Raw genomic sequence first — 18578 nt, forward strand, 5'->3', positions numbered from 1 at the left:
CATTTTGTTCAGCTTGCAATGCTTCACGGGCGCTCGTCCGGTTCGGTTGTCTTTTTGCGTTTGTTCATCTGTTTGGCTTCCCAGAACAGACCTGTCAGCACATCCTTAATTCGTTTCTTATCCTCATCATCCAAGGGAATACCATCAAACATCAGATCATCTTCGTCTTCCAACATCCTCTTGAAATCCCGTCGATCCTTGTAGGTTGCCCATTCTGGAGCATCCTGAAGCTCGGGGGCTGTACTCACAGCTTCGATGTAGCCCGCCTGTTTCATCATATCCGCATATGGGATCGAGAGGGCATCCGAGATTTTGCGAATGGTTGCCGGTTTGGGAACACCGCGGACACCATTTTCGATGCGTGAAATTTGTGAGTTGCTAATTCCTGCTGCTTCGGCGAGCTGGTTAATGCTAAAGCCCTGTTGCTCGCGCAGTTGTTTCAGATAAGGACCAAAAGCGTGCTCCACAATTCATGCCACTCCTTTGATTCGTACAAGTGTATTACTAATTAATATTGAGAAGACACAGGCATAAGGTATTGCTTGACGTCTGCGGATGCCCCGTTCCGGATACGGATCGTTCTTTCAATCGCTGTTATCCCCAGATTTCCTTTTTTCCCTTTCCTAAAGGGAGAAATCCGGTGATAAAGGCGAACGCTACCGCTTTTTCAGAATCGATTCCGTCTCCTGCACTACTTTCACTCTCTTTGAAGGCCAATATTGCCCTCATCGAATACTAAAGGTACCTTCTCAATATTAAAACTAGAAAATGACTTATACGAGGATCTTTAATTATCAGTACTATACCGTATATATACCATTAGGTAAAGAGATATGAAACAATTATGCCAAAAGGTAAAGGAAACAAGAGCGAAGGTTTTATTTTATAGTCAAAATGACCCAAAATGAAGGTTTACTCCGATCTCCAGAAAGTGGTATCCTCAAATAGAAATACGAACAAAATACGAACAAAATGTAAAGTGGAGATGAGTTGTACGTTCTAAGAAATTGAAATTCCCTGAATCGTGGCTGCTTGACAGTGATTCCAAAAGGCAACAGGGGATACTTTGAAAATGCCGTTACTATTTTAGAGAACTGGATAACCCTAATAAAAGGAGTATTTAGTATTAATCCAAAGAGTGATTCAAATCAGTAATAGATAGAAAAGGTTCTATTTGTCCTAAAGATGAGATGAATATGAGTTTAACTTTTATAGAATGAACTTTAAATTGCGTAGGAACGAAGAGGACAGAAAAAAGCTGGAGAAGCGAAGCTAAAAGCTTTCTGAAAGAAAGCTACCTCGGAAGCATATGCCTCGCCTTTATCACTAGATTTTCACTTTTGATAAATATAATCAGAAAAATCTGGGGATAACAGCGATCGGAAGGTTGTTCTGTCATCGGAGTGATCATACGAAGCTAATAGACTTTCATTCTATAACGAATGTTAAAGGAGGAGAATGAATATGGAATTGATGCTGCCCGAATTGGACCGACGCAAAACGCAGGCCGCTGTCGAAGCTGCGCTGGAAAAATACCGGATTTATAAAACGATTGCTTTTGAAGAACGAGAGGTTATGGTGACAGCAAGTTACGCAGAGCGTTTCCATGGTGCAACGAATGTGACAGGGGATTCGACCGCAAGAACGGCTATTTACAATGTGGATGTGCAACGCGCACGCCAGGCCTACTGCGATACAATTGAATTTGTGGTGTCCCGATTGAGTGAGAAGGAACGTGTGCTCGTTAGCGAACGGTATTTGAAAGATGATGATGTCTTTGATTATAAAGTGTACAACCATGTATTTGATCCGCCTGTCAGCAAGGATACGTATACGAAGATTCGCACCCGTGCTTTCTATAAAATGGCGCTTGCGTTGTCAGACCGCGGTCTGATCAATATGGAGCCTTTGTCTGCATCGCGCAAGGAACGACAGAAGCTGGGCTAAGAACGCGAGGCAAGAAGTTCATCCTTTAATATCCACGGCTGATTGTATACAATAGTTGAACAACAATATGAAGAATCAGTCAAAGGAGAGGAATCCGCATGACGGAACAAGCCGGAATGCAGGAGATGTTTACACTGAAGACGATTGCGGAAACGCTCAATACATCCAATGACCTGAGTCTGATGCTGGATACCGTGGTAGGAAAACTGTTAGAGCTGACGGGATTGACCACGGGCTGGATATTCCAGATCGGCGGTCAGGGAGAACACTCCTGTATTTCTGATTACGGTCTGCCTCCTGCTCTGTTACATAAAGACAAGCAGCCTATGCGGTGTGGGACATGCTGGTGCGTGAACCGTTTCCGGGACGGAAGTTTGGATAATGCCGTCAATATTATAAACTGCAAACGTCTGGAGGACGCAGTTGACCACCAGTGGGGGGACACACAGGATATCACCCATCATGCAACGGTTCCGCTCCGCTCGGGGGAGAAAATGCTGGGACTGCTGAATGTTGCTGCGCCAGGCAAAGAGCATTTTAGTGAGAGTGAGCTGGCACTTTTGCAGGCTGTAGCTTACCAGATTGGCAGTGCAATGGAGCGGATGCGCTTATACAGTGCAGAGCAAAGGCGAGCGGATTTGTATGCCAGACTGGGTGAGTTCAGCAGATCGCTGGGTCTGGCGGTGAACGAGTGCAACAATGCAGACGACATGGCCAAGGCGGTTGTAAAACTGCTCGGGCAGCATTACGACTGGCCTTTTGCTGCGCTGTTATCACAGAAAAACGGGAGCTTTAGGGTACAGGTTGCTCATGCCCATGGCAAGGCCGAGATACCGACACTTTGTGAGTTTTCTCCCGAGGGGGAACGTCATATGCAACGTGTAATTGATTCCCATCGGGCAGTGGTATTGTCGGCGACGGAGATGCAAGAGGTTTCTACACGTTGCAAAACCCGGCTTCCTGTGTCCGTTCTGCCTGTAGGCCTGGCCGCTCCCATACCATTAAGTGCTCCCGGCGAAACGGCAGTACTGGTCATTGGAGTGGGCTCGGTCAATGATTTTCTTCAGGCAGATCGTGAGGTGCTTGATGCGCTCGCTGAACATATAACAGCCTCGTGGGAAAGTCTGAGACTAGTAGACAAACGTCGTGAGCTAACCCGACTGGAGGAACGAAATCGACTTGCCCGGGATTTGCATGATTCGGTGAATCAGATTCTGTTCTCCATGTCTCTGACAGCCAAAGGGGCTGAGAGCATGTTATCCGGGTTGGCACAGCCACATCCGGCAGCCGAGGCGATGAAGGATATTCGTTCTCTGTCGCAGGAAGCACTGAAGGAAATGCGTGCACTGATTATGCAGCTACGTCCGGCGGGGCTGGAGTCTGGTCTGCTCACTGCGTTGCAGGAATATGGTACAGGACAGGGACTACAGGTGGTTGTGTGCCGCACGGGAATGCGATCCTTGCCTCAAAGTATTGAGGAGGGATTGTGGCGTATTGGACAGGAAGCGCTCAATAATGTGCGTAAACATGCGGGAGTTACTGCGGCTGATATCAGTCTACAGCTAAGCGATAATGAAGCGGTATTAACCGTTACGGATGGTGGAAAAGGTAGAGCCAAAAGGGGTGAGGTATTGCCCGCCAGTTCACTTGGTCTGTCCATCATGAGGGAACGGGCACAGTCACTTGGTGGCAGACTGGAATTTGTGAGTTCACCCCGTAAGGGAACATCGGTAACGGTAGTCATTCCACTTCCGTCCGAATCTGTATAAGTCAGGGGGAAGAAGACATGCCAATTACGATTTTACTCGCGGACGATCATGCGATGGTGAGGCGCGGCTTGCACGTATTTTTGTCCACACAGCCAGATATGGAAGTGGTCGGAGAAGCCTCGAACGGACAGGAGGCGCTGCAACAAGCGGAACAGCTGCACCCGGATGTGATGTTAATGGATCTGCACATGCCGGTGCTTGATGGGATCGAAACAGCCCGACGGCTTCGCTCGCTTTTGCCTGGAATACGTATCATTGTGCTGACCTCTTTTTCGGATCAGGATCATGTGGTACCGGCTGTACGCGCAGGAGTGAAGGGGTATCTGCTCAAAGATATTGAGCCGGAGGACCTTGCCGTCGCCATCCGTAATGTGCATGCAGGTCAGGTGGAGCTTCATCCTGCGGCTGCGGGACAATTAATGCATGTCATGGCTTCGTCCGATCTTTCAATGAATGATGAGCATGGGCGTGCCAATCCGCAGACGTACACTCAGCCTCCAGAGCAGGAACGAAATGGACAAGCGAAAGAATCTTCTCAAGCTCCGGATATGCTCACCCGCCGGGAACGAGAGGTACTGGGATTGATCTGCCAAGGATTGAGTAATAAAGAGATTGCAGTACAGTTGGTCATTACGGAGAAAACCGTGAAAACACATGTCAGTCATCTGTTGGATAAATTGGGGCTGGCCGATCGGACACAAGCTGCTCTTCATGCCGTACGAAATGGCTGGGTTGTCTGACCCATTCCGACATATTCTCAGTCTAAAGTCTTAGAAACTCAACCCATAGGTTGAGTTTTTTTGTGCTGTAAGTTAAGTCTATCTGCTGACGAATCCAAGGCCGAAACAAGGTAAGATTGGGGTAAGAGAAGATGGAACCCAGAGATCGAATTTCTACAAGAAATGAAGGAGAGTGACATATATGAATATCATCGTTTTGGCAGGCAGTAACCGGAAAAGTGCAACCAGTACACGTTTGGGAGAATACGCAGTGGAGCTCATTCGTGGTCAGGGACATGAAGCCAGCCTGTTCGACTTGTATCAGACTCCGCTCCCATTCTATGCACCGGATGAGAAACAGAATGAAGATTCAAATCTGGCAGACCTGAATACGCGCATGCTTGCAGCAGATGCTATTATTCTGTCTACGCCAGAGTATCACGGAAGCATCAGTGGTGTGCTCAAAAACGCATTGGATCACCTGAGCCAGGCTCATTTCAGTGGAAAACTGGTGTTATCGATCAGTTCGTCAGGCGGAGCCGTTGGTGTAAGTTCACTTATACAGCTGCAAACCATTGTCCGCAATCTGCATGGCATTAATGCATCCGAGTGGATTTCCATTGGCGGCGCACAGCGGAGACGGTTTGAGGCTACGTTTGATGGATACGAAGAATATGAAGGCAGCCAGGACATTGAAGACCGTGTCCAACGGGTGATTGGTTCGTTTTTGAGCTTGGCCCAGACGTTAACAGCTGCACGGAATCCTTCCTGAACAAGGGATCTCAGAATGATTTGTAAGCGAACAGAGCAGGAGGAAACAGCATGGTTTTTGAAGAAGTAACAATGTACACAGCACGACTGGAAGACATCAAACACTTTTATATCGCTATTCTGGGATTGGAACTGTCGGATGAGTCTGAACATTCATTTACGTTCCAGATTGGATTGACCAAGATGATTTTCATGCGAAGTGAAGCAGATCAGTATCCGTTCTATCACTTCGCCTGGATGATTCCCACGAACCGTTTTCAGGAGGCAAAAGCTTGGGCAGCAGCACGAGTACGTCTGAGTAAGCATGAGGATCAAGATGAAACTTACTTTACGAACTGGGACTCCCATTCTATTTATTTCGAAGACCCGACAGGTAACATCGTTGAGTTGATTGCCCATCATACCGTTCATAATGAGAGTGACAATTCTTTTTCCGCCCAAGATCTATTGCAGGTGTGTGAGGTTGGGCTTGTCTCGGAGGATGTACTTTCTATGGTGGATGAACTTGAGCATTTGGGATTGAAGCGATGGGGCGAGATTAGTGAGACATTTGCTCCTGTGGGCGATGTGAACGGTTTGTTTATTGTCGTAAAGAAGGAACGAATCTGGTATTTCTCTGAGCAAGAAGCCAACATATATCCGCTTGAAGTGTGTATCCGTGAAGTGGGAAGGCTTCGGATTGGTTGAAAATGGGTAAGAAGACAAAACGGTCATATGTGTACTATTTGAATCATCTTATAGAAGTAAGCGATTTATAAATATGTCGATGGCGGTACACGTATCAGAGCTTGCATCGATGAAGGGTGGTGGCATGTTGGATCGACGATTATTGGAAGATGGGTTGGAAATCATGGTTTCCAGTCGAGAACGTACAGGAGATTTGTGGCACGCCCATTATGGGGCGGGAGCCATTGCAGCTTATTTTTGGGTGCGGGAAAATCATCTTACTGCCCTTGCAGCGGGCAGCGTTACGGCTGAAGCGAAAGCGATGCTTCGCCAGCACGGATTGAACGATGACGCGCCTTCCCTGAAAAAAAAGGTTTTACCAAGGGAAGAGGTCGAGGCGCGTATTACGGAAGCACTGGATCGAACCATTGGAGAGCTGCACTGGGTAGGACATCAGGCTATCTACGGCGCCCTCAGTCTGAAAGCGATTCGTGAACTGGATGGATGGGGCACAGAACAAGATGTGCAACGAATGGTTGAACTCATCGATTCCTTTGAACGGACTATACCCGGAAGATCCTGGGTGAACACGACTGTAAAAGAAATTCGCAGCCTAAAGGTCAATGAGGCAGACGGGTTCCCGGATATTGAACGACCGGAGCAACTGTCACGACTGATCCTGGATGAACTTGGCGCCTTTTGTACGATCTATCAGGCGGAAGCGCATCATGATCTGATCGGCCATATGTTGACCTACGGACACGCGCTTAACATATTATATGAACTGGATTATCCGGCATTGTTCCATAAAGGCATTCCTCCATTTCTAACAATGGTGAAAGCGCTGCGGCTGAGCCGGGATGTGGATATTGAACAGGAGATGCCAACGCTTCAGTCTCCAGTGGACCAACTGCCATTGATTCGTGCGAAGCGTTCTGTGGCATTGCCACATGAGCTGGAATACTGGCTCACCGACAGACGTTCCCGTGACTGGAACGGAGGTCATGTGTTCAAATTTCCATTCAGCTTCTATCATCATGCCAGAAACGGAAACTCAGTTCCGGAAAGCTGGGAAAATTTTCGCTATATCATCGCGTGAGATAAAACTTACATTTAAGAAGGGGTGTCCGATCAGTCATGAGTTTGACGGGGACACCCTTTTTAGCTTTATTCCGGCCTAACGAATCGTGGGCACTCTATTCGCTCCAATATCAACAGTTTTATCATCCGTCTTATAAGGTGTGGTTGGTTCGATAGCGCTTTGAGCTTAATCGAAAAACCAATTTCGGGATAGCTTCCATCTTTTTAACGGGGCCAAATTTCAAGAATAAACAGGATTAGCATGACTCTGGATACCAGCATGTATGGTGATTTTCGAATGGGCTGACGTGCTGTCCATATTCCCCAGGAACTCATAAGGGCGATACTCCCCCAGAATATCCATAAGGGAATGCCATCGGGCGTCAAAGGAAAGGACAGCGTGGGCAGTGCACTAGTGCCAGCTCCAAGAAGAACTACGGTCATATAGACGAGCACAAGGAAAAGCAGCTCAAAGAGCAGGGTTTGCAACCAGAAATAATAGATGTTGAACACTCGAAGCAGGATAACGGCGATCAGGATAAACAGAATACCAACGGATAAGAATGTAGCCGCGGTCCATCCAATGAGTGATGTAGTTACAGCATCTGTTTCCTGATATAAGATGTACATCGTCAACGCATACATAGCGGGGCCCGCCATATAACTGGTGACAGCGATCCACAGATAGAAGAAATGCCTTTTTTTCATGGTCATATCCATCCTTTATCGTACATAGGATTTGAAAAGCTGCTTATGTCATATAAACGTCAACAGGAATGGATTCGTTGGGTTATCCGGCAGAAGTTTCTGCAAGAAACCGACATTTAACCACCGTGATGGCGTCGGCATATAGACTTTATCCGTACGGATTACCGTCAGCGTACACGGGAAAAGGAAGTAAGATTGTATTATCGGATCAGTAGCAAGGGACACATCCTGATAGCACATACGCTAATGTTCAGACCGGCCAGAGGGCCGGTTTTTTAATGCGGTGATTGCTCACCTGCTCTGATCGGGTACTAAAGAAAGAATGCATATATATTGAACAGGAGGCTACATGATATGAAAAAAGTATTGTATGTTCCATTGGATGATCGCCCGGCTAACCTGGATGACGTCGTTGTACAAGGAAAAGCAGCCGGACTCCATATCGTTACACCGAACCTGGGTGACATTCAAAACCGTCTCGATTCCGAGAAAACGGTAGAAGGCACAACGCTCATTGGAACGTCTACGCCTACGTATGGCAAACCGTCCAATATTCACACTTTTATTCTGAAGCATGCTTCCAAAGTTGATGGATTCATCATCTCATCCGATATGCTGGCCTACGGTGGTCTGATTGGCAGCCGTCAGCTTCGTGAAGATGGAGGAGGCACATATCCGGAGTACGATGAGGAAACGACTCGTCTGCTCGATGTGATTAAAGTGATTAAAAAGAAATATCCACGCAAACCGGTGTATGTCATGGATACCGTCATGCGGCTTGCTACCACTTCCTTTGCAGATGGTCTTGCTTTGGATGCATACAACGAGTCCCGTGCACTGATGCAGCAGCCACGTCAGACATTTACGGCCTTCGAGGATATTGTGAACGGGTATAACCTTTCTCCCGAGGCCACGGAATATGGGGAAACGACTTATTTTAATAAAGAACAGTACTACAAAACCAGACAGCATAAATTCAAATCAAACCTCTATATTCTGGATCAGCTCGCTCGCCAAGGATATATTGACTTTCTTGCTGTAGGTGTCGACGATGCCAATACACGAGGCGTTCAGATTAATGAAATTAAATATGTGGAAGCACGGATTAACGAATGGTTGGGTGGCACAGAGGGACAGAATCCCGAACGGGCGATCATCCTTCCAGATGCCGACGGTCTTGGTCACGCTTTGGTAGCACGGATGGCGAACCAATTGCTTCGATGCGGAGCGAAGACACGTTATGCAGTTAAATATTTCGGGCCTCATGGTTCCACGATTATCAATGCTTACGAATATATGAATCTGCACGAGAATGTGGTGCGTCATGTGGATATTGTAGGTGGCGTGGTTGTAGCGGATTCGGCTTATCCTGAACCGCAGGCAACGACGGGTGCGGGTGCTGAAGTGGAAAGTGAAACCACTGGCACTGCTTCTGCAAATGAAGCTGCCTCGTTTGACATGGCGTCTGAGCTGAATCGCATGACGAACCGTCATCCAGGGAAAGCAGGGAACAAGCCGGACTTCGATATTGAGATTATTGCCATTACGGCTCTGGATCAGGTGCAGGCTGCCGTGGAGCAATTGACGAGCAATAGTGAGCAAGGTTTGCCTTCGGTGTTAATTGATTTTGTTGGAAAAGGACCGGCGAATGTCGATGTAGCCGAAGCCTTGCTGAACAGTCCGTATACTGGACGGGTTCTGGGGTACAGTGCCTGGAATACACCGGGCAACAAAATTGGTATATCCGTAGGTATGGGGCAGTCTCGATATGCTTTTGTCACAACGGAAACACATCCTCATGCTCTTCGAGATGCCATGAATGCACATGGGTCATTGCTGTTCAAACGCTTTCTGAAAGATTACTACTATAAAGCTGTGGCAATTGCAGATATCCGGACATATTCCAGAGCCCATGCGCTCTATACCAATGTGGCAACCCTTTCGGATCAAAACATGACACTCTTCAACTCCGAGGAGGACTATGCTCAGCTGCAAACTATACTCAGGGATCTGATGCAGACCTACACCACAGCGCTGGCGAACAAAACGGCTTTTGCCTACGGAAACGTAGCGATCAAGCAGATCTGTAATGGCGAAGCATTTTATGCGGGGTATAGTAGTGCAATGCTGGAATATACAAATCCCGATTTCATCTGGGGACGTGCATTTGAGATTACATTAAATCCGCAGGTTACGCTGAACTAAGGTGTTAATGGCATGAGAAGTGATGGTATGCGGCTGCCGCGCACGGATTCGTCTTTTTTCCACCCGAACGCCCTCCTTAATCGCACCGAAGTCGTCCGAATCACCATCCGCGCTAGGGATGAAAGGGTATAAGATTGTATTATCGGATCAATAGCAAAGGACACACACCGAAAGCACATACGCTAATGTATAGACCGGCCCTAGAGGCCGGTCTTTTTGATGCGGTGAATGGTGTCCTGCTTTGGTTCCGATGAAGAACTGCGAGTACTGAGATGTACTTGTGATGAATGCCTTTTTCCATGATCTGCGGGTTAAAGGGGGAGATCTTTGCTGCTGCATTGTTGCTGCACAATGTGGGCAGAAGTCAAACGTGCAGCTAAAGGGGGCGAAATGAATGTGTCTATGAGTAGTGAGGTGAACAACACGGCAAGTACGGGCAAAATGAGTACCGTCATCAGACAAACGCTGAAGCAAAAACTTGTGGCACTTGTTCCGGCATGGGACGGTCGAGTACGAGATGTGCCTGCACAGGGGGAAGTGTTAACCGGGCCAAGCGCGGTAGTTACTTTTGCTGAAGAGGTTCCAAAGTCTGCTTGGGCAGGATATCGACGGGTCATTAAAATTTCACCATATGCACGCCCCGAAGATGGAGGCGCAGAGCAAGTGGAAGCCTGGTCGGCGGTGCTGATCGAAGGATTGCATCAGGTGCGGCTGGAAGATGAGGAAGGCGGGGCGTTTACCTGCATTTATCTGGGTTCCTCGGACTGCGATCGGGTGGATGCCGGGTCTGGAATGGTTACACGCAGCCTGCGGTTTGGTGTGTATATTCCCGAGGACGATGCGGAAGTTACGGCTGAAACCGAGGACTCATGGCTGGCTGCGCTTCAAGGCTGGACACGATCTCAGCTCGGACAGGATTGGTCGGTATATGGGGATGTCTGGCCCGGAGGATATGATATGCCGTCTGTGTTATGGCGATTGGCCGGATGCAGCACAACTGTGGCGGGGACTTCGGCGTTGGAGGTTCGACAGCAGTGGGTTGGGCATGTGCTTACGGATAATCCGGTGTTAACACGTCATACCGTTACTCGGTTAGTCGAGCAACTTGCGATTCAAGCTCGCATTGCGATAACCAAAGCGGGGAACGAAGATCACTCACGTAACACGCGATATATCACAGTGGATGAAGTTTCAGCAGATTTGCAGGCAGATGCCTATCTGAACGGACAGATTCGTCTGACGCTACAGCAGCGGATTCGCCGTCCGGGTACGAATGCACCCTTGATTCGAGAGATTCACCATAGCAAGGGGATCGAGTAAACGTTAGTCGAGAGGAACTGAGCATGGGTTCCAGATGATAGCTTCATAATCATAGGTTCAAGATCATAGCTTCAAGAAATCGATAGTCAAACAATGAGGTGAGATGGCGATGGCAAGCTCCATTAAAAAAAGCAAACAGGCTGCCCCGCAATACACGCGGGCTGAGCTGATGAATCATGCAGAAGCCCTCTTTGCCGTTAAGGCAGAGGTGCTGTATGGTGCGCTGTACGAAGCAGCGCAGCAGACGTTTTCCATTGAAGAAACGCAGGAACGAATTAATCAATTTATGAAAGCGAAGGTGAACGGATAATGGCAGGTGGAACATGGGAGCAAACGAATCGTCCGGTACTTCCGGGCTTGTATATGAATTTTCAGGCGGCAGCATCGTCGGCCATTCAGGCAGGGAATCGTGGAACGGTCGTCGTTCCAATCAAGGCCAACTGGGGTCCGGTAGGAACTTTTGTTGAGATCGGTAGCGAAGCGGCAATCGAACGTACTTTCTCGGCACATGCCTTGGATAGCGGAACAGCCTATACTTCCTTGAAGCTCGCTCTGCTGGGAGGGCCGAAGAAGCTGCTTGCTTACCGGGTTGCCGGAGCAAAGGCGAAAGTGGCGAGCCTTCTTTTGAAAGACAGCAGTGATGCAAACGTTCTACAACTGGATGCTAAGTATCCGGGTGACCGTGCAAACGGATTCTATGTCACAATCCAGCTGGGTGTGATTGATAATACGAAGCATGAAGTACGCTTGTTTGAAGGCAATCGCATGTTGTATGCCCTGTTGACTGCGGATATTTCGGCAGCGTCGCTGGCAAAAGAGATCAACGCGGATGAAAGCAATATCTGGGTAAATGCTCAGGCGATTGGCGAGGGTACAGGTCTGGTTGCAACCATTGCAGGGGCTGCATTCAAAGGCGGTGTAAGTGGCAACGATGAGTTGACGAATGCAGAGTACATTGCTGTGCAGGGTGCGTTGGAAGGGGAGCAATTCGACGTATTGGCTTTGGATCATGCGGCGGATGCACCTATGCTCGCGAGCTTTGCAGCTTGGGTGAAACGTGTGCGCAGCGAAGGTAAGCCGGTCATGGCTGTATTTGGCGGTTCAACGGCAGACGATACTTCCTCAACAGCTGCACAGAAGGCAGCCGCTCGTTCTTTGACCTTGAACCACGAGGGCGTGATTAATGTCGGTACGGGTGTGCGATTGGGAGATGCATTCTACAGTTCAGCGGAAACATCTGCGTATGTCGCAGGTCTGATCGCCGGACAACGTCTGAATGAATCCACAACGTATGCACCGACTCCATTCGATGACGTGACTCGCCGCTGGACCCGTGCAGAACAGGAGCAGGCAGTACAGAATGGTGTGTTTATTTTCTTCCACGATGGACGTCAGGTGAAAGCACTTCGCGGTGTGAATACACTCGTAACACCTGCTGCTGGACAGAACAATGCGTGGAAAAAGATCCGTTCCATTCGTGTGATGGATACGATCAACACAGATCTGCAGCGTTCCGCGGAAGACACGTATATCGGTAAAGTAAATAACACCGAAGAAGGTCGCCAAGCGCTCATCGGTGCGATGAAGGCTTATCTGGAGCAGCTTGCCCAGAGCAATGTCATTGAGGCCGAAGGCTATGATGTCATTCTCGACCCAGCTTATTATGGTCCTGCACCGGTTCTGAAACCGGAGGCGGATCAGGTATTCCTGCAATGGAATGTGAAGTTGACCGATGTGATGGAGCAGTTGTTTGGTACGTTTTACGTGCAATAAGTCGTGTGGAAGGTAAGAGCGGTTTTAAAAGAATAATACAATAGTTTGAACTGATGGTTTACACGATATTTTTTAATTTCAAGGAGGAATTGTCATGTTGGATGCATCAAGAGTAATTCTCGGTACCCATGGTCAGCTGCATATCGATGGTGTGTGGCAGACGAATATTAATAAGCTGGAGGCCAGCGTTGAAATTGAGAAGCGTGAGCTGAATCTGGTCGGTAACGACTGGAAAGTGCACAAAAATGGTGCGAAAAAAGGAACAGGCACGATGACAGGTTACAAAGTCACATCTGACATGATCATGCGCGGCTTCACCAAATTTGAGATTATCTCGAAAGTGGATGACCCGGAATCATATGGACATGAGAGCGTTCTGCTCAAGGGCTGCATGGTGGACAAAATCCAGTTGGCCAACTGGACAGCGGGTGAGGAAGTCCCGGAGGAAACGGGCTTTACGTTTGAAGGATTCGATCTGTTGAATCCGATTGTGGCGAACTAAGGTTGAAATGACTTTGGGATGACCTCGTAAGATAGCTTGTTTAATCAAGCGTGAGTACAAATCAGACTTAACAAGAGAGGGACACACACGCAGGCTGAGAGCATCTCGGTCTATTTGTTGTCCCTAATTGTTGAGATAGTTAAACCCAATTGCGAAATAAAAAGGAGATCACGCCCCATGAGTATGAATGAGAATATGTCAGAAGAACAAATTTTGGATCAGTTGTTTGAAGCAGCAGAACGTTTGCCGGAAGAGAATGTACGGATTCAGCGTCTGGATTTGCTCCTTACCCTGCGTGGACTAACGTCTTCCAAAGTGGACCAGATTCGTGAGCGCTGTACGATTCGAAAAACGACCAAAGGCCGCACCGAGGAAAAGGTGGATACCGAAACGTTTAACGCGCTGCTGATTTCTGAAGCAACGGTGAAGTTGAAAGTCCGCAGCCTGGAACTGTCCGGCTGGGGAGACACTCGCATTACCGGCCGCATGAAGCTATCCGGTGGCGAACAGGCGGTTCGCCGTATGCTGCTGGCGGGTGAACTGGATGCAGTAGGCGATAAAGTGCTAGAGCTGTCCGGCTTCGGTGTGGAGATTGAAGACCTAAAAAACTGATTCACTCCGGCGGGATGACCACGTTCCTGTATCACATGTGGGTCCGGCATCATCTCCGGCCCGGAGAGTTCTGGTCTTTGCCACGAGGGGAGCGTTCGTTGTTGCTTGCTTTTTCGGAAGAGGAAATGGCAGCGATCACCTCGCAAATGAATCGATAATTAGAATGGGCAGGAGGTGAAAGAAATGGCAGAAATGATTGTAGGTTTGTCCAAATCCAATGCGGAAATGAAAACAACCATTCGTTACTTGGATCAGATCCAGCGTTCGACCGAACGTCTGGGCAGAGTTCGTTACCAGAGCTTGATCAAGGTGAACAATGAGCTGAGAACGACCGGACGCAGGCTCGAAAGCATCTATAGCACGGCTGTTCGGTTGAGCAGGCTACGGATCACGCCGAAGATTGGGTTGATCGATAATCTGAGTCCGGCATTGGATCGGGCATTGGCGAAACTGAACAGCTTCAGGAACCAGATGGTTAAGGCTTCGGGTACGGTGTCGGTAGAGGTTCGACAGAAGGTTGAAGTGGCGATGGGCAAGATGAATCCGGCGAGCGGGCCTTCGTTGGCAGTGAACATAGGGAGCAATAATAATACGGTGAAAAATGTGGCGAAGGAAGAAGACCCCAAAAGTTGGTGGGATAAATGGATTTTTGACCCTGCGGAAAAGGTTAACAGCTTGTTTGATGTATTTAATAATTTTTCGGGAATATTGGATAAATTCAAAAAGAAAAAAGATGAAAGCCCTGCATCAGATCCGACGAGAAGTCCTGCATCCAAATGCTGCTGCTGCACAGGTGGAAAGATGGGTAAAAACCGCAGAGTCCGTTCACCCAATGCGGATGGTGGTAGAGGCCCAGATCGTGGAAGAAGAAGTTACCGAAGTGGCAGAAGATCAGGCAACGGACCGAATCCAGGACCAAGACCGTTACCGAGACCACCTGTACCTGATCCACCTAATCCTCCACCCGATCGCAACCGTAGAAGGGGAGGAGGAAGAAGAATTAGAGGCGCGGGCGGCCTAGGGTTTGCAGACTCTGGTGTACTCGGATCTTTAACCGACATGTTGGCTGGTAACGGATTGATGGATAATTTAAGTGGAGGCTTCGCCAAAGGAGCAAAAAGATTGCTCGGACCGATTAGCATGCTTGCTGATGTGGCGAACGTTGCAACTGCACCACCCGAAGAACGGGGGCGAGCGGTTGGTTCCATGATTGGCGGCACAGCAGGTACAGCGATTGGCAGCGCTATCGGTAGCGTTCTTCTACCTGGCATCGGAACATGGGTAGGCGGTGCAGTTGGCGGTTGGGTTGGCAGTGAGGCAGGGGGCTGGATTGGAGACAAAGCGAAGGATATTGGAAACTTTATGTCTAGCGCTACCGAGGGTGTAGGTGATGCATTGTCGGGTGCAGCCGATTATGTCTCTGAGAAAACAAAAAATATCACCGATGGCATATCCAGTTTCTTCGGTTTTGGCTCCAAGAAAGAGGAAGAAACGCCTGTCGCATCGGTATCCACAGTTCCGGTAGCTCAGGCAACAACGGTTACTTCACCGTCTCCAGTACCAACAGGCCCGATGATGCCACCCCCATATATTCCACAGGCACTGACTATGACGAGTCCAGAAGCTTTTATGAATAGTAGGGGCGTTCAGCCTACGTCTGCTGCATTCATGGGGACTAGCGTCGTGCAGACCCAAGCGATGGCTCTGGATAAAGGAGTGCAAACCACTGTGAATGCCAACGGCAAATCGTCCACGATGACCGTACAAATTTCCGAAGAGCAGATGAGCAGTTTGTCCGGTTACCTCAAGGATTTCAAAACCGAGACAACTAATCAAATTGCCGTCAACGTGCCTCCGGGGGCTGTGCAGGTGACTGTTCGTGAAAATGCGATTGATTACGAGGGGCTGTCACATCAAGTTGGACAACGAATTGTAGGAGAGGTACGCCGTGCGATGGAAAACCGCAAAACCATTATGGCCTAAGCAGAAAGGAGGCCTGTTATGACTGTATTTGAGGATAACGTCGAAGGTATCAAAATGGAATTTACCCTGATTGATGGGAAAACGAAGTTCCAATTTCCGGTGAAGCCAGAAGAGCTTACGATTTCCCGTTCCAAAGGGTATGAAACGATTAATATGCTGGAGCATGGCGAGTTTGATTTTGCACAAGAAGAGAAGGTGAAGGAGATCACCTTCTCTTCTTTTTTTCCCAAAGAATACGATGCGTCCTATTGCATGTACGAAAAAGATTTTCCAGATCCGCGGGTAGCGATGAATATGCTGAATACGTTTCTGATATCGAAAAAGCCGCTGCGTTTTATCATTACCAACACAGGGGTGAACGTGCCGGTGTATCTGATCTCGCACAATTCGACCTTCCGGGGCGGAGAGAGTGGGGACATATATTTTGACATTACCCTGCGTACTTGGCGGGATTCCAAAGTGGAGAAGGTTGGGGCTGCTAAATCTTCAAGCAAGTCGGGTTCACGTACCGATCTGAAAAAAAACAGCAAGACCTACACCGTCAAATCTGGTGATTCCCTGTCCAAAATAGCAAAGCTTGAGCTTGGGAACAGTTCCAAATGGAACGAAATCTACAAGCTCAATACAAAAACGATCGGCAGTGATCCAAACCGGATCAGGCCGGGGCAAAAGCTGGTGATGCCATGACCTACAAGGTCATTGTCGAAGGCAAATATGACGTCACCAAGCTGGTGGAGACAATTACGCTGAAGGACTCGCTGGACCAGATTGCGTATCAGGCCAACATCCGGCTGGCGGTGTCTGCTTCGTCCGGGTTGCCTGCGATATCACCGGGTATGACGGTGCGGATTAGCGGGGTTCCTTTTGGCGAGAAATCAATGGTTCACTTGCTGCATCCTGCCGTCATCTGGGAGGCGGAAAGCTCGAACAGCGGCACCAAGCGGCTGTCCCTTACCGTCTACGACCGGATGATTTATTTGGAAAAATCGGAGGACGAGTTCCTGTTGCCGAAGGACCAGACTGCCACGCAGCGGCTCAAAACGTACGCCAAGGAATGGAAAATTCCATATGCCGAGCTACCGGATACCAAAACAAAGCTGGGTAAAGCGGTGTATCGTTCGCAGACGATTTTTTCGATGATGTTTGCCGATCTGAAGGAAACGGCGAAGTCTGGCGGGGACATGTATCATCCGCGGATGACACCCGGCGGGTTGCAGCTCTTCAAAGTAGGCAGTAATACGAAGGTACACGCGCTGGACCGGCTGATCGACCTAACACAGATGCGAACGCTCGAAGGCGCGGTTACGAAAGTTAAAGTGATGGCGGCCTCGGAGTCCACAAGTGGCAAAGAGGTTCCTTCCAAGGTGCTGGCGATGGAGCAGGATGGTGTAGCTGAGTTGGGCACGCTGCAAAAGCTGATCGAGGACGATCAGGTGAAAACGCCGACTGCTGCCAAAAAGCTGGCGAAAAGCCGTCTGACAGGCATTCAGGAGACGTTTACGATATCCGCACCGGATGTGAATACAATTCGCGCCGGGGATGCAGTGCTGCTGAAAGGGCTGAAGCTGATCGTCATGTCGGTTAGCCGTGATCTGTCTGCCGGGCCTGGAACAATGACGCTGGAATTGGGCACAGCCGAGATGGTGAAAAGGAGGTATTACCTTGAATAAAGATGATCCGTATGGGCATTTTGCCGACGTCATGCGGGGCGCGATGAGTACTCATACCCGTCAGGCCGTGAGCGGCATGGGTGCGGTGCTGGGTACGATGACCTCGTCCGGCGTGAAGCTGGATGATTTCAAGCACGAAGTGCAGGATTATCTCGTGGCCGAGCTGCCGGGCACGCTGGGTCTGCCGGAGCGCGAGGTTGCTGGCGCGATCTCTGGTATACCTGACGTGGCAAACGGCGGAACGACGGGCGCGGGACGGTTTCTTTTGCCAAAAGGGGAAGTGGAAGAAGCGGTATTGTCTCTGGGAAAAGGATTGAAAGCTGGCGATCGCGTACTGGCGATGCGGGTGAATGGCGGTAACGACATCGTGGTGCTGTGTAAGGTGGTGAGTGCAAATGCCTAGTTTGTTTCCAGAAACGGGTGTGATCTGGGGAGATGAGGAGAACCTGTCGGGGGCGGCTTCGGAAGAGGTGCGCTTTGGACGGAGCTGGCGATTCGATTATGATGCAGGGGATTTTGTACTGACTCCCAGTGGTAAAGTGGCTGCGGCGGGGGCGCATGAAGCCTGGGTGCAATGGTGCATCAAGGCGGTGAAGACGCCGCGGTACAGATATGTGATTTATTCCCGGAACTATGGATCTGAGCTGGAAGATCTGGTAGGTCGGGGCGACAGTCGCGGTTTGATGGAAAGTGAGATTGCCCGGATGGTGACAGAGACGCTGCTGGCTGATCCGCGGACGGATTCGGTGGACCAGTTTACGTTCGATTGGAATCGGGAGCAGGGCATGTTCTCATGCCGGGTGGCGAGTGTGCAGGAAGAGATGTTTATTCTGGAAAGTGAGGTGATCTGACG

At 49.2% G+C, this 18578-nt stretch carries 19 protein-coding genes; 17 read left to right on the top strand and 2 right to left on the bottom strand.

Annotated elements, in window-relative coordinates; translation table 11 throughout:
• Positions 1 to 23 precede the first annotated feature (23 nt).
• Positions 24 to 470: a helix-turn-helix domain-containing protein gene (locus tag ACR32F_RS06065; RefSeq protein WP_440119707.1), complete on the bottom strand. Its 447-nt coding sequence runs from the start codon at positions 468 to 470 to the stop codon at positions 24 to 26.
• Between the two features lie 994 nt (positions 471 to 1464).
• Between ACR32F_RS06065 and ACR32F_RS06070 the strand changes: the two genes are divergently transcribed.
• The 6 genes from ACR32F_RS06070 to ACR32F_RS06095 all read left to right on the top strand — a co-directional run bounded on the left by ACR32F_RS06070 (position 1465) and on the right by ACR32F_RS06095 (position 6971).
• Positions 1465 to 1947 carry an ArpU family phage packaging/lysis transcriptional regulator gene (locus ACR32F_RS06070; protein WP_440117109.1) on the top strand — a complete coding sequence of 161 codons (483 nt, stop codon included), beginning with the start codon at positions 1465 to 1467 and terminating at the stop codon, positions 1945 to 1947.
• A gap of 98 nt (positions 1948 to 2045) precedes the next feature.
• Positions 2046 to 3716, top strand: coding sequence for a GAF domain-containing sensor histidine kinase (locus ACR32F_RS06075; protein WP_440117111.1), 1671 nt, complete (start codon positions 2046 to 2048; stop codon positions 3714 to 3716).
• A 17-nt stretch (positions 3717 to 3733) separates the two neighbouring features.
• Positions 3734 to 4456, top strand: coding sequence for a response regulator (locus tag ACR32F_RS06080; protein WP_440117113.1), 723 nt, complete (start codon positions 3734 to 3736; stop codon positions 4454 to 4456).
• 181 nt (positions 4457 to 4637) lie between these two features.
• Positions 4638 to 5207 carry an NADPH-dependent FMN reductase gene (locus ACR32F_RS06085; protein WP_440117115.1) on the top strand — a complete coding sequence of 190 codons (570 nt, stop codon included), beginning with the start codon at positions 4638 to 4640 and terminating at the stop codon, positions 5205 to 5207.
• A gap of 50 nt (positions 5208 to 5257) precedes the next feature.
• On the top strand, positions 5258 to 5893 hold the full coding sequence (locus ACR32F_RS06090) for a VOC family protein (RefSeq protein ID WP_440117117.1): 636 nt from the start codon (positions 5258 to 5260) through the stop codon (positions 5891 to 5893).
• Positions 5894 to 5966: 73 nt separating this feature from the next.
• A complete protein-coding gene (locus tag ACR32F_RS06095; RefSeq protein ID WP_440117119.1) occupies positions 5967 to 6971 on the top strand; it encodes a hypothetical protein in 1005 nt (334 codons plus the stop codon).
• A gap of 206 nt (positions 6972 to 7177) precedes the next feature.
• On the opposite strand, the gene ACR32F_RS06100 is transcribed toward ACR32F_RS06095, so the two are convergent.
• Positions 7178 to 7660 carry a hypothetical protein gene (locus ACR32F_RS06100; RefSeq protein WP_440117121.1) on the bottom strand — a complete coding sequence of 161 codons (483 nt, stop codon included), beginning with the start codon at positions 7658 to 7660 and terminating at the stop codon, positions 7178 to 7180.
• A gap of 354 nt (positions 7661 to 8014) precedes the next feature.
• On the opposite strand from ACR32F_RS06100, the gene ACR32F_RS06105 reads away from it, so the two are divergent.
• From ACR32F_RS06105 to ACR32F_RS06155, 11 genes are all read left to right on the top strand, one after another.
• Positions 8015 to 9865 carry a DUF4127 family protein gene (locus ACR32F_RS06105; protein ID WP_440117123.1) on the top strand — a complete coding sequence of 617 codons (1851 nt, stop codon included), beginning with the start codon at positions 8015 to 8017 and terminating at the stop codon, positions 9863 to 9865.
• A gap of 396 nt (positions 9866 to 10261) precedes the next feature.
• On the top strand, positions 10262 to 11185 hold the full coding sequence (locus ACR32F_RS06110; protein ID WP_440117125.1) for a hypothetical protein: 924 nt from the start codon (positions 10262 to 10264) through the stop codon (positions 11183 to 11185).
• 109 nt (positions 11186 to 11294) lie between these two features.
• The gene (locus ACR32F_RS06115) at positions 11295 to 11495 is read left to right on the top strand and encodes a hypothetical protein (protein ID WP_440117127.1); all 201 of its coding nucleotides are present in this window, start codon (positions 11295 to 11297) and stop codon (positions 11493 to 11495) included.
• Positions 11495 to 12958, top strand: coding sequence for a phage tail sheath family protein (locus ACR32F_RS06120; RefSeq protein WP_440117129.1), 1464 nt, complete (start codon positions 11495 to 11497; stop codon positions 12956 to 12958). The genes ACR32F_RS06115 and ACR32F_RS06120 overlap by 1 nt, the downstream gene beginning before the upstream one ends.
• A gap of 94 nt (positions 12959 to 13052) precedes the next feature.
• Positions 13053 to 13460, top strand: a complete 408-nt coding sequence (locus ACR32F_RS06125; protein ID WP_440117131.1) for a phage tail tube protein — start codon at positions 13053 to 13055, stop codon at positions 13458 to 13460.
• A gap of 177 nt (positions 13461 to 13637) precedes the next feature.
• Positions 13638 to 14072, top strand: coding sequence for a phage tail assembly chaperone (locus ACR32F_RS06130; RefSeq protein ID WP_440117133.1), 435 nt, complete (start codon positions 13638 to 13640; stop codon positions 14070 to 14072).
• Between the two features lie 183 nt (positions 14073 to 14255).
• On the top strand, positions 14256 to 16055 hold the full coding sequence (locus ACR32F_RS06135) for a hypothetical protein (RefSeq protein ID WP_440117135.1): 1800 nt from the start codon (positions 14256 to 14258) through the stop codon (positions 16053 to 16055).
• Between the two features lie 54 nt (positions 16056 to 16109).
• Entirely contained in the window at positions 16110 to 16742 is a 633-nt protein-coding gene (locus ACR32F_RS06140) for a LysM peptidoglycan-binding domain-containing protein (RefSeq protein WP_440119708.1), read from the top strand.
• Positions 16739 to 17725 carry an XkdQ/YqbQ family protein gene (locus tag ACR32F_RS06145; protein WP_440117136.1) on the top strand — a complete coding sequence of 329 codons (987 nt, stop codon included), beginning with the start codon at positions 16739 to 16741 and terminating at the stop codon, positions 17723 to 17725. The genes ACR32F_RS06140 and ACR32F_RS06145 overlap by 4 nt, the downstream gene beginning before the upstream one ends.
• A complete protein-coding gene (locus tag ACR32F_RS06150; protein ID WP_440117137.1) occupies positions 17718 to 18128 on the top strand; it encodes a hypothetical protein in 411 nt (136 codons plus the stop codon). The genes ACR32F_RS06145 and ACR32F_RS06150 overlap by 8 nt, the downstream gene beginning before the upstream one ends.
• Positions 18121 to 18576 carry a DUF2634 domain-containing protein gene (locus tag ACR32F_RS06155; RefSeq protein ID WP_440117139.1) on the top strand — a complete coding sequence of 152 codons (456 nt, stop codon included), beginning with the start codon at positions 18121 to 18123 and terminating at the stop codon, positions 18574 to 18576. Before ACR32F_RS06150 ends, ACR32F_RS06155 begins: the two co-directional genes overlap by 8 nt.
• The last annotated feature ends 2 nt before the right edge of the window (positions 18577 to 18578 follow it).

Origin of the sequence: Paenibacillus hebaui (genome assembly GCF_051934385.1) — a bacterium.
Classification (GTDB): domain Bacteria; phylum Bacillota; class Bacilli; order Paenibacillales; family Paenibacillaceae; genus Paenibacillus.

Coding starts and splice junctions, on each gene's coding strand:
- ACR32F_RS06070 (WP_440117109.1), top strand. CDS start 1,465: ATGGAATTGATGCTGCCCGAATTGGACCGACGCAAAACGCAGGCCGCT.
- ACR32F_RS06075 (WP_440117111.1), top strand. CDS start 2,046: ATGACGGAACAAGCCGGAATGCAGGAGATGTTTACACTGAAGACGATT.
- ACR32F_RS06080 (WP_440117113.1), top strand. CDS start 3,734: ATGCCAATTACGATTTTACTCGCGGACGATCATGCGATGGTGAGGCGC.
- ACR32F_RS06085 (WP_440117115.1), top strand. CDS start 4,638: ATGAATATCATCGTTTTGGCAGGCAGTAACCGGAAAAGTGCAACCAGT.
- ACR32F_RS06090 (WP_440117117.1), top strand. CDS start 5,258: ATGGTTTTTGAAGAAGTAACAATGTACACAGCACGACTGGAAGACATC.
- ACR32F_RS06095 (WP_440117119.1), top strand. CDS start 5,967: ATGTCGATGGCGGTACACGTATCAGAGCTTGCATCGATGAAGGGTGGT.
- ACR32F_RS06100 (WP_440117121.1), bottom strand. CDS start 7,660: ATGAAAAAAAGGCATTTCTTCTATCTGTGGATCGCTGTCACCAGTTAT.
- ACR32F_RS06105 (WP_440117123.1), top strand. CDS start 8,015: ATGAAAAAAGTATTGTATGTTCCATTGGATGATCGCCCGGCTAACCTG.
- ACR32F_RS06115 (WP_440117127.1), top strand. CDS start 11,295: ATGGCAAGCTCCATTAAAAAAAGCAAACAGGCTGCCCCGCAATACACG.
- ACR32F_RS06120 (WP_440117129.1), top strand. CDS start 11,495: ATGGCAGGTGGAACATGGGAGCAAACGAATCGTCCGGTACTTCCGGGC.
- ACR32F_RS06125 (WP_440117131.1), top strand. CDS start 13,053: ATGTTGGATGCATCAAGAGTAATTCTCGGTACCCATGGTCAGCTGCAT.
- ACR32F_RS06130 (WP_440117133.1), top strand. CDS start 13,638: ATGAGTATGAATGAGAATATGTCAGAAGAACAAATTTTGGATCAGTTG.
- ACR32F_RS06135 (WP_440117135.1), top strand. CDS start 14,256: ATGGCAGAAATGATTGTAGGTTTGTCCAAATCCAATGCGGAAATGAAA.
- ACR32F_RS06140 (WP_440119708.1), top strand. CDS start 16,110: ATGGAATTTACCCTGATTGATGGGAAAACGAAGTTCCAATTTCCGGTG.
- ACR32F_RS06145 (WP_440117136.1), top strand. CDS start 16,739: ATGACCTACAAGGTCATTGTCGAAGGCAAATATGACGTCACCAAGCTG.
- ACR32F_RS06155 (WP_440117139.1), top strand. CDS start 18,121: ATGCCTAGTTTGTTTCCAGAAACGGGTGTGATCTGGGGAGATGAGGAG.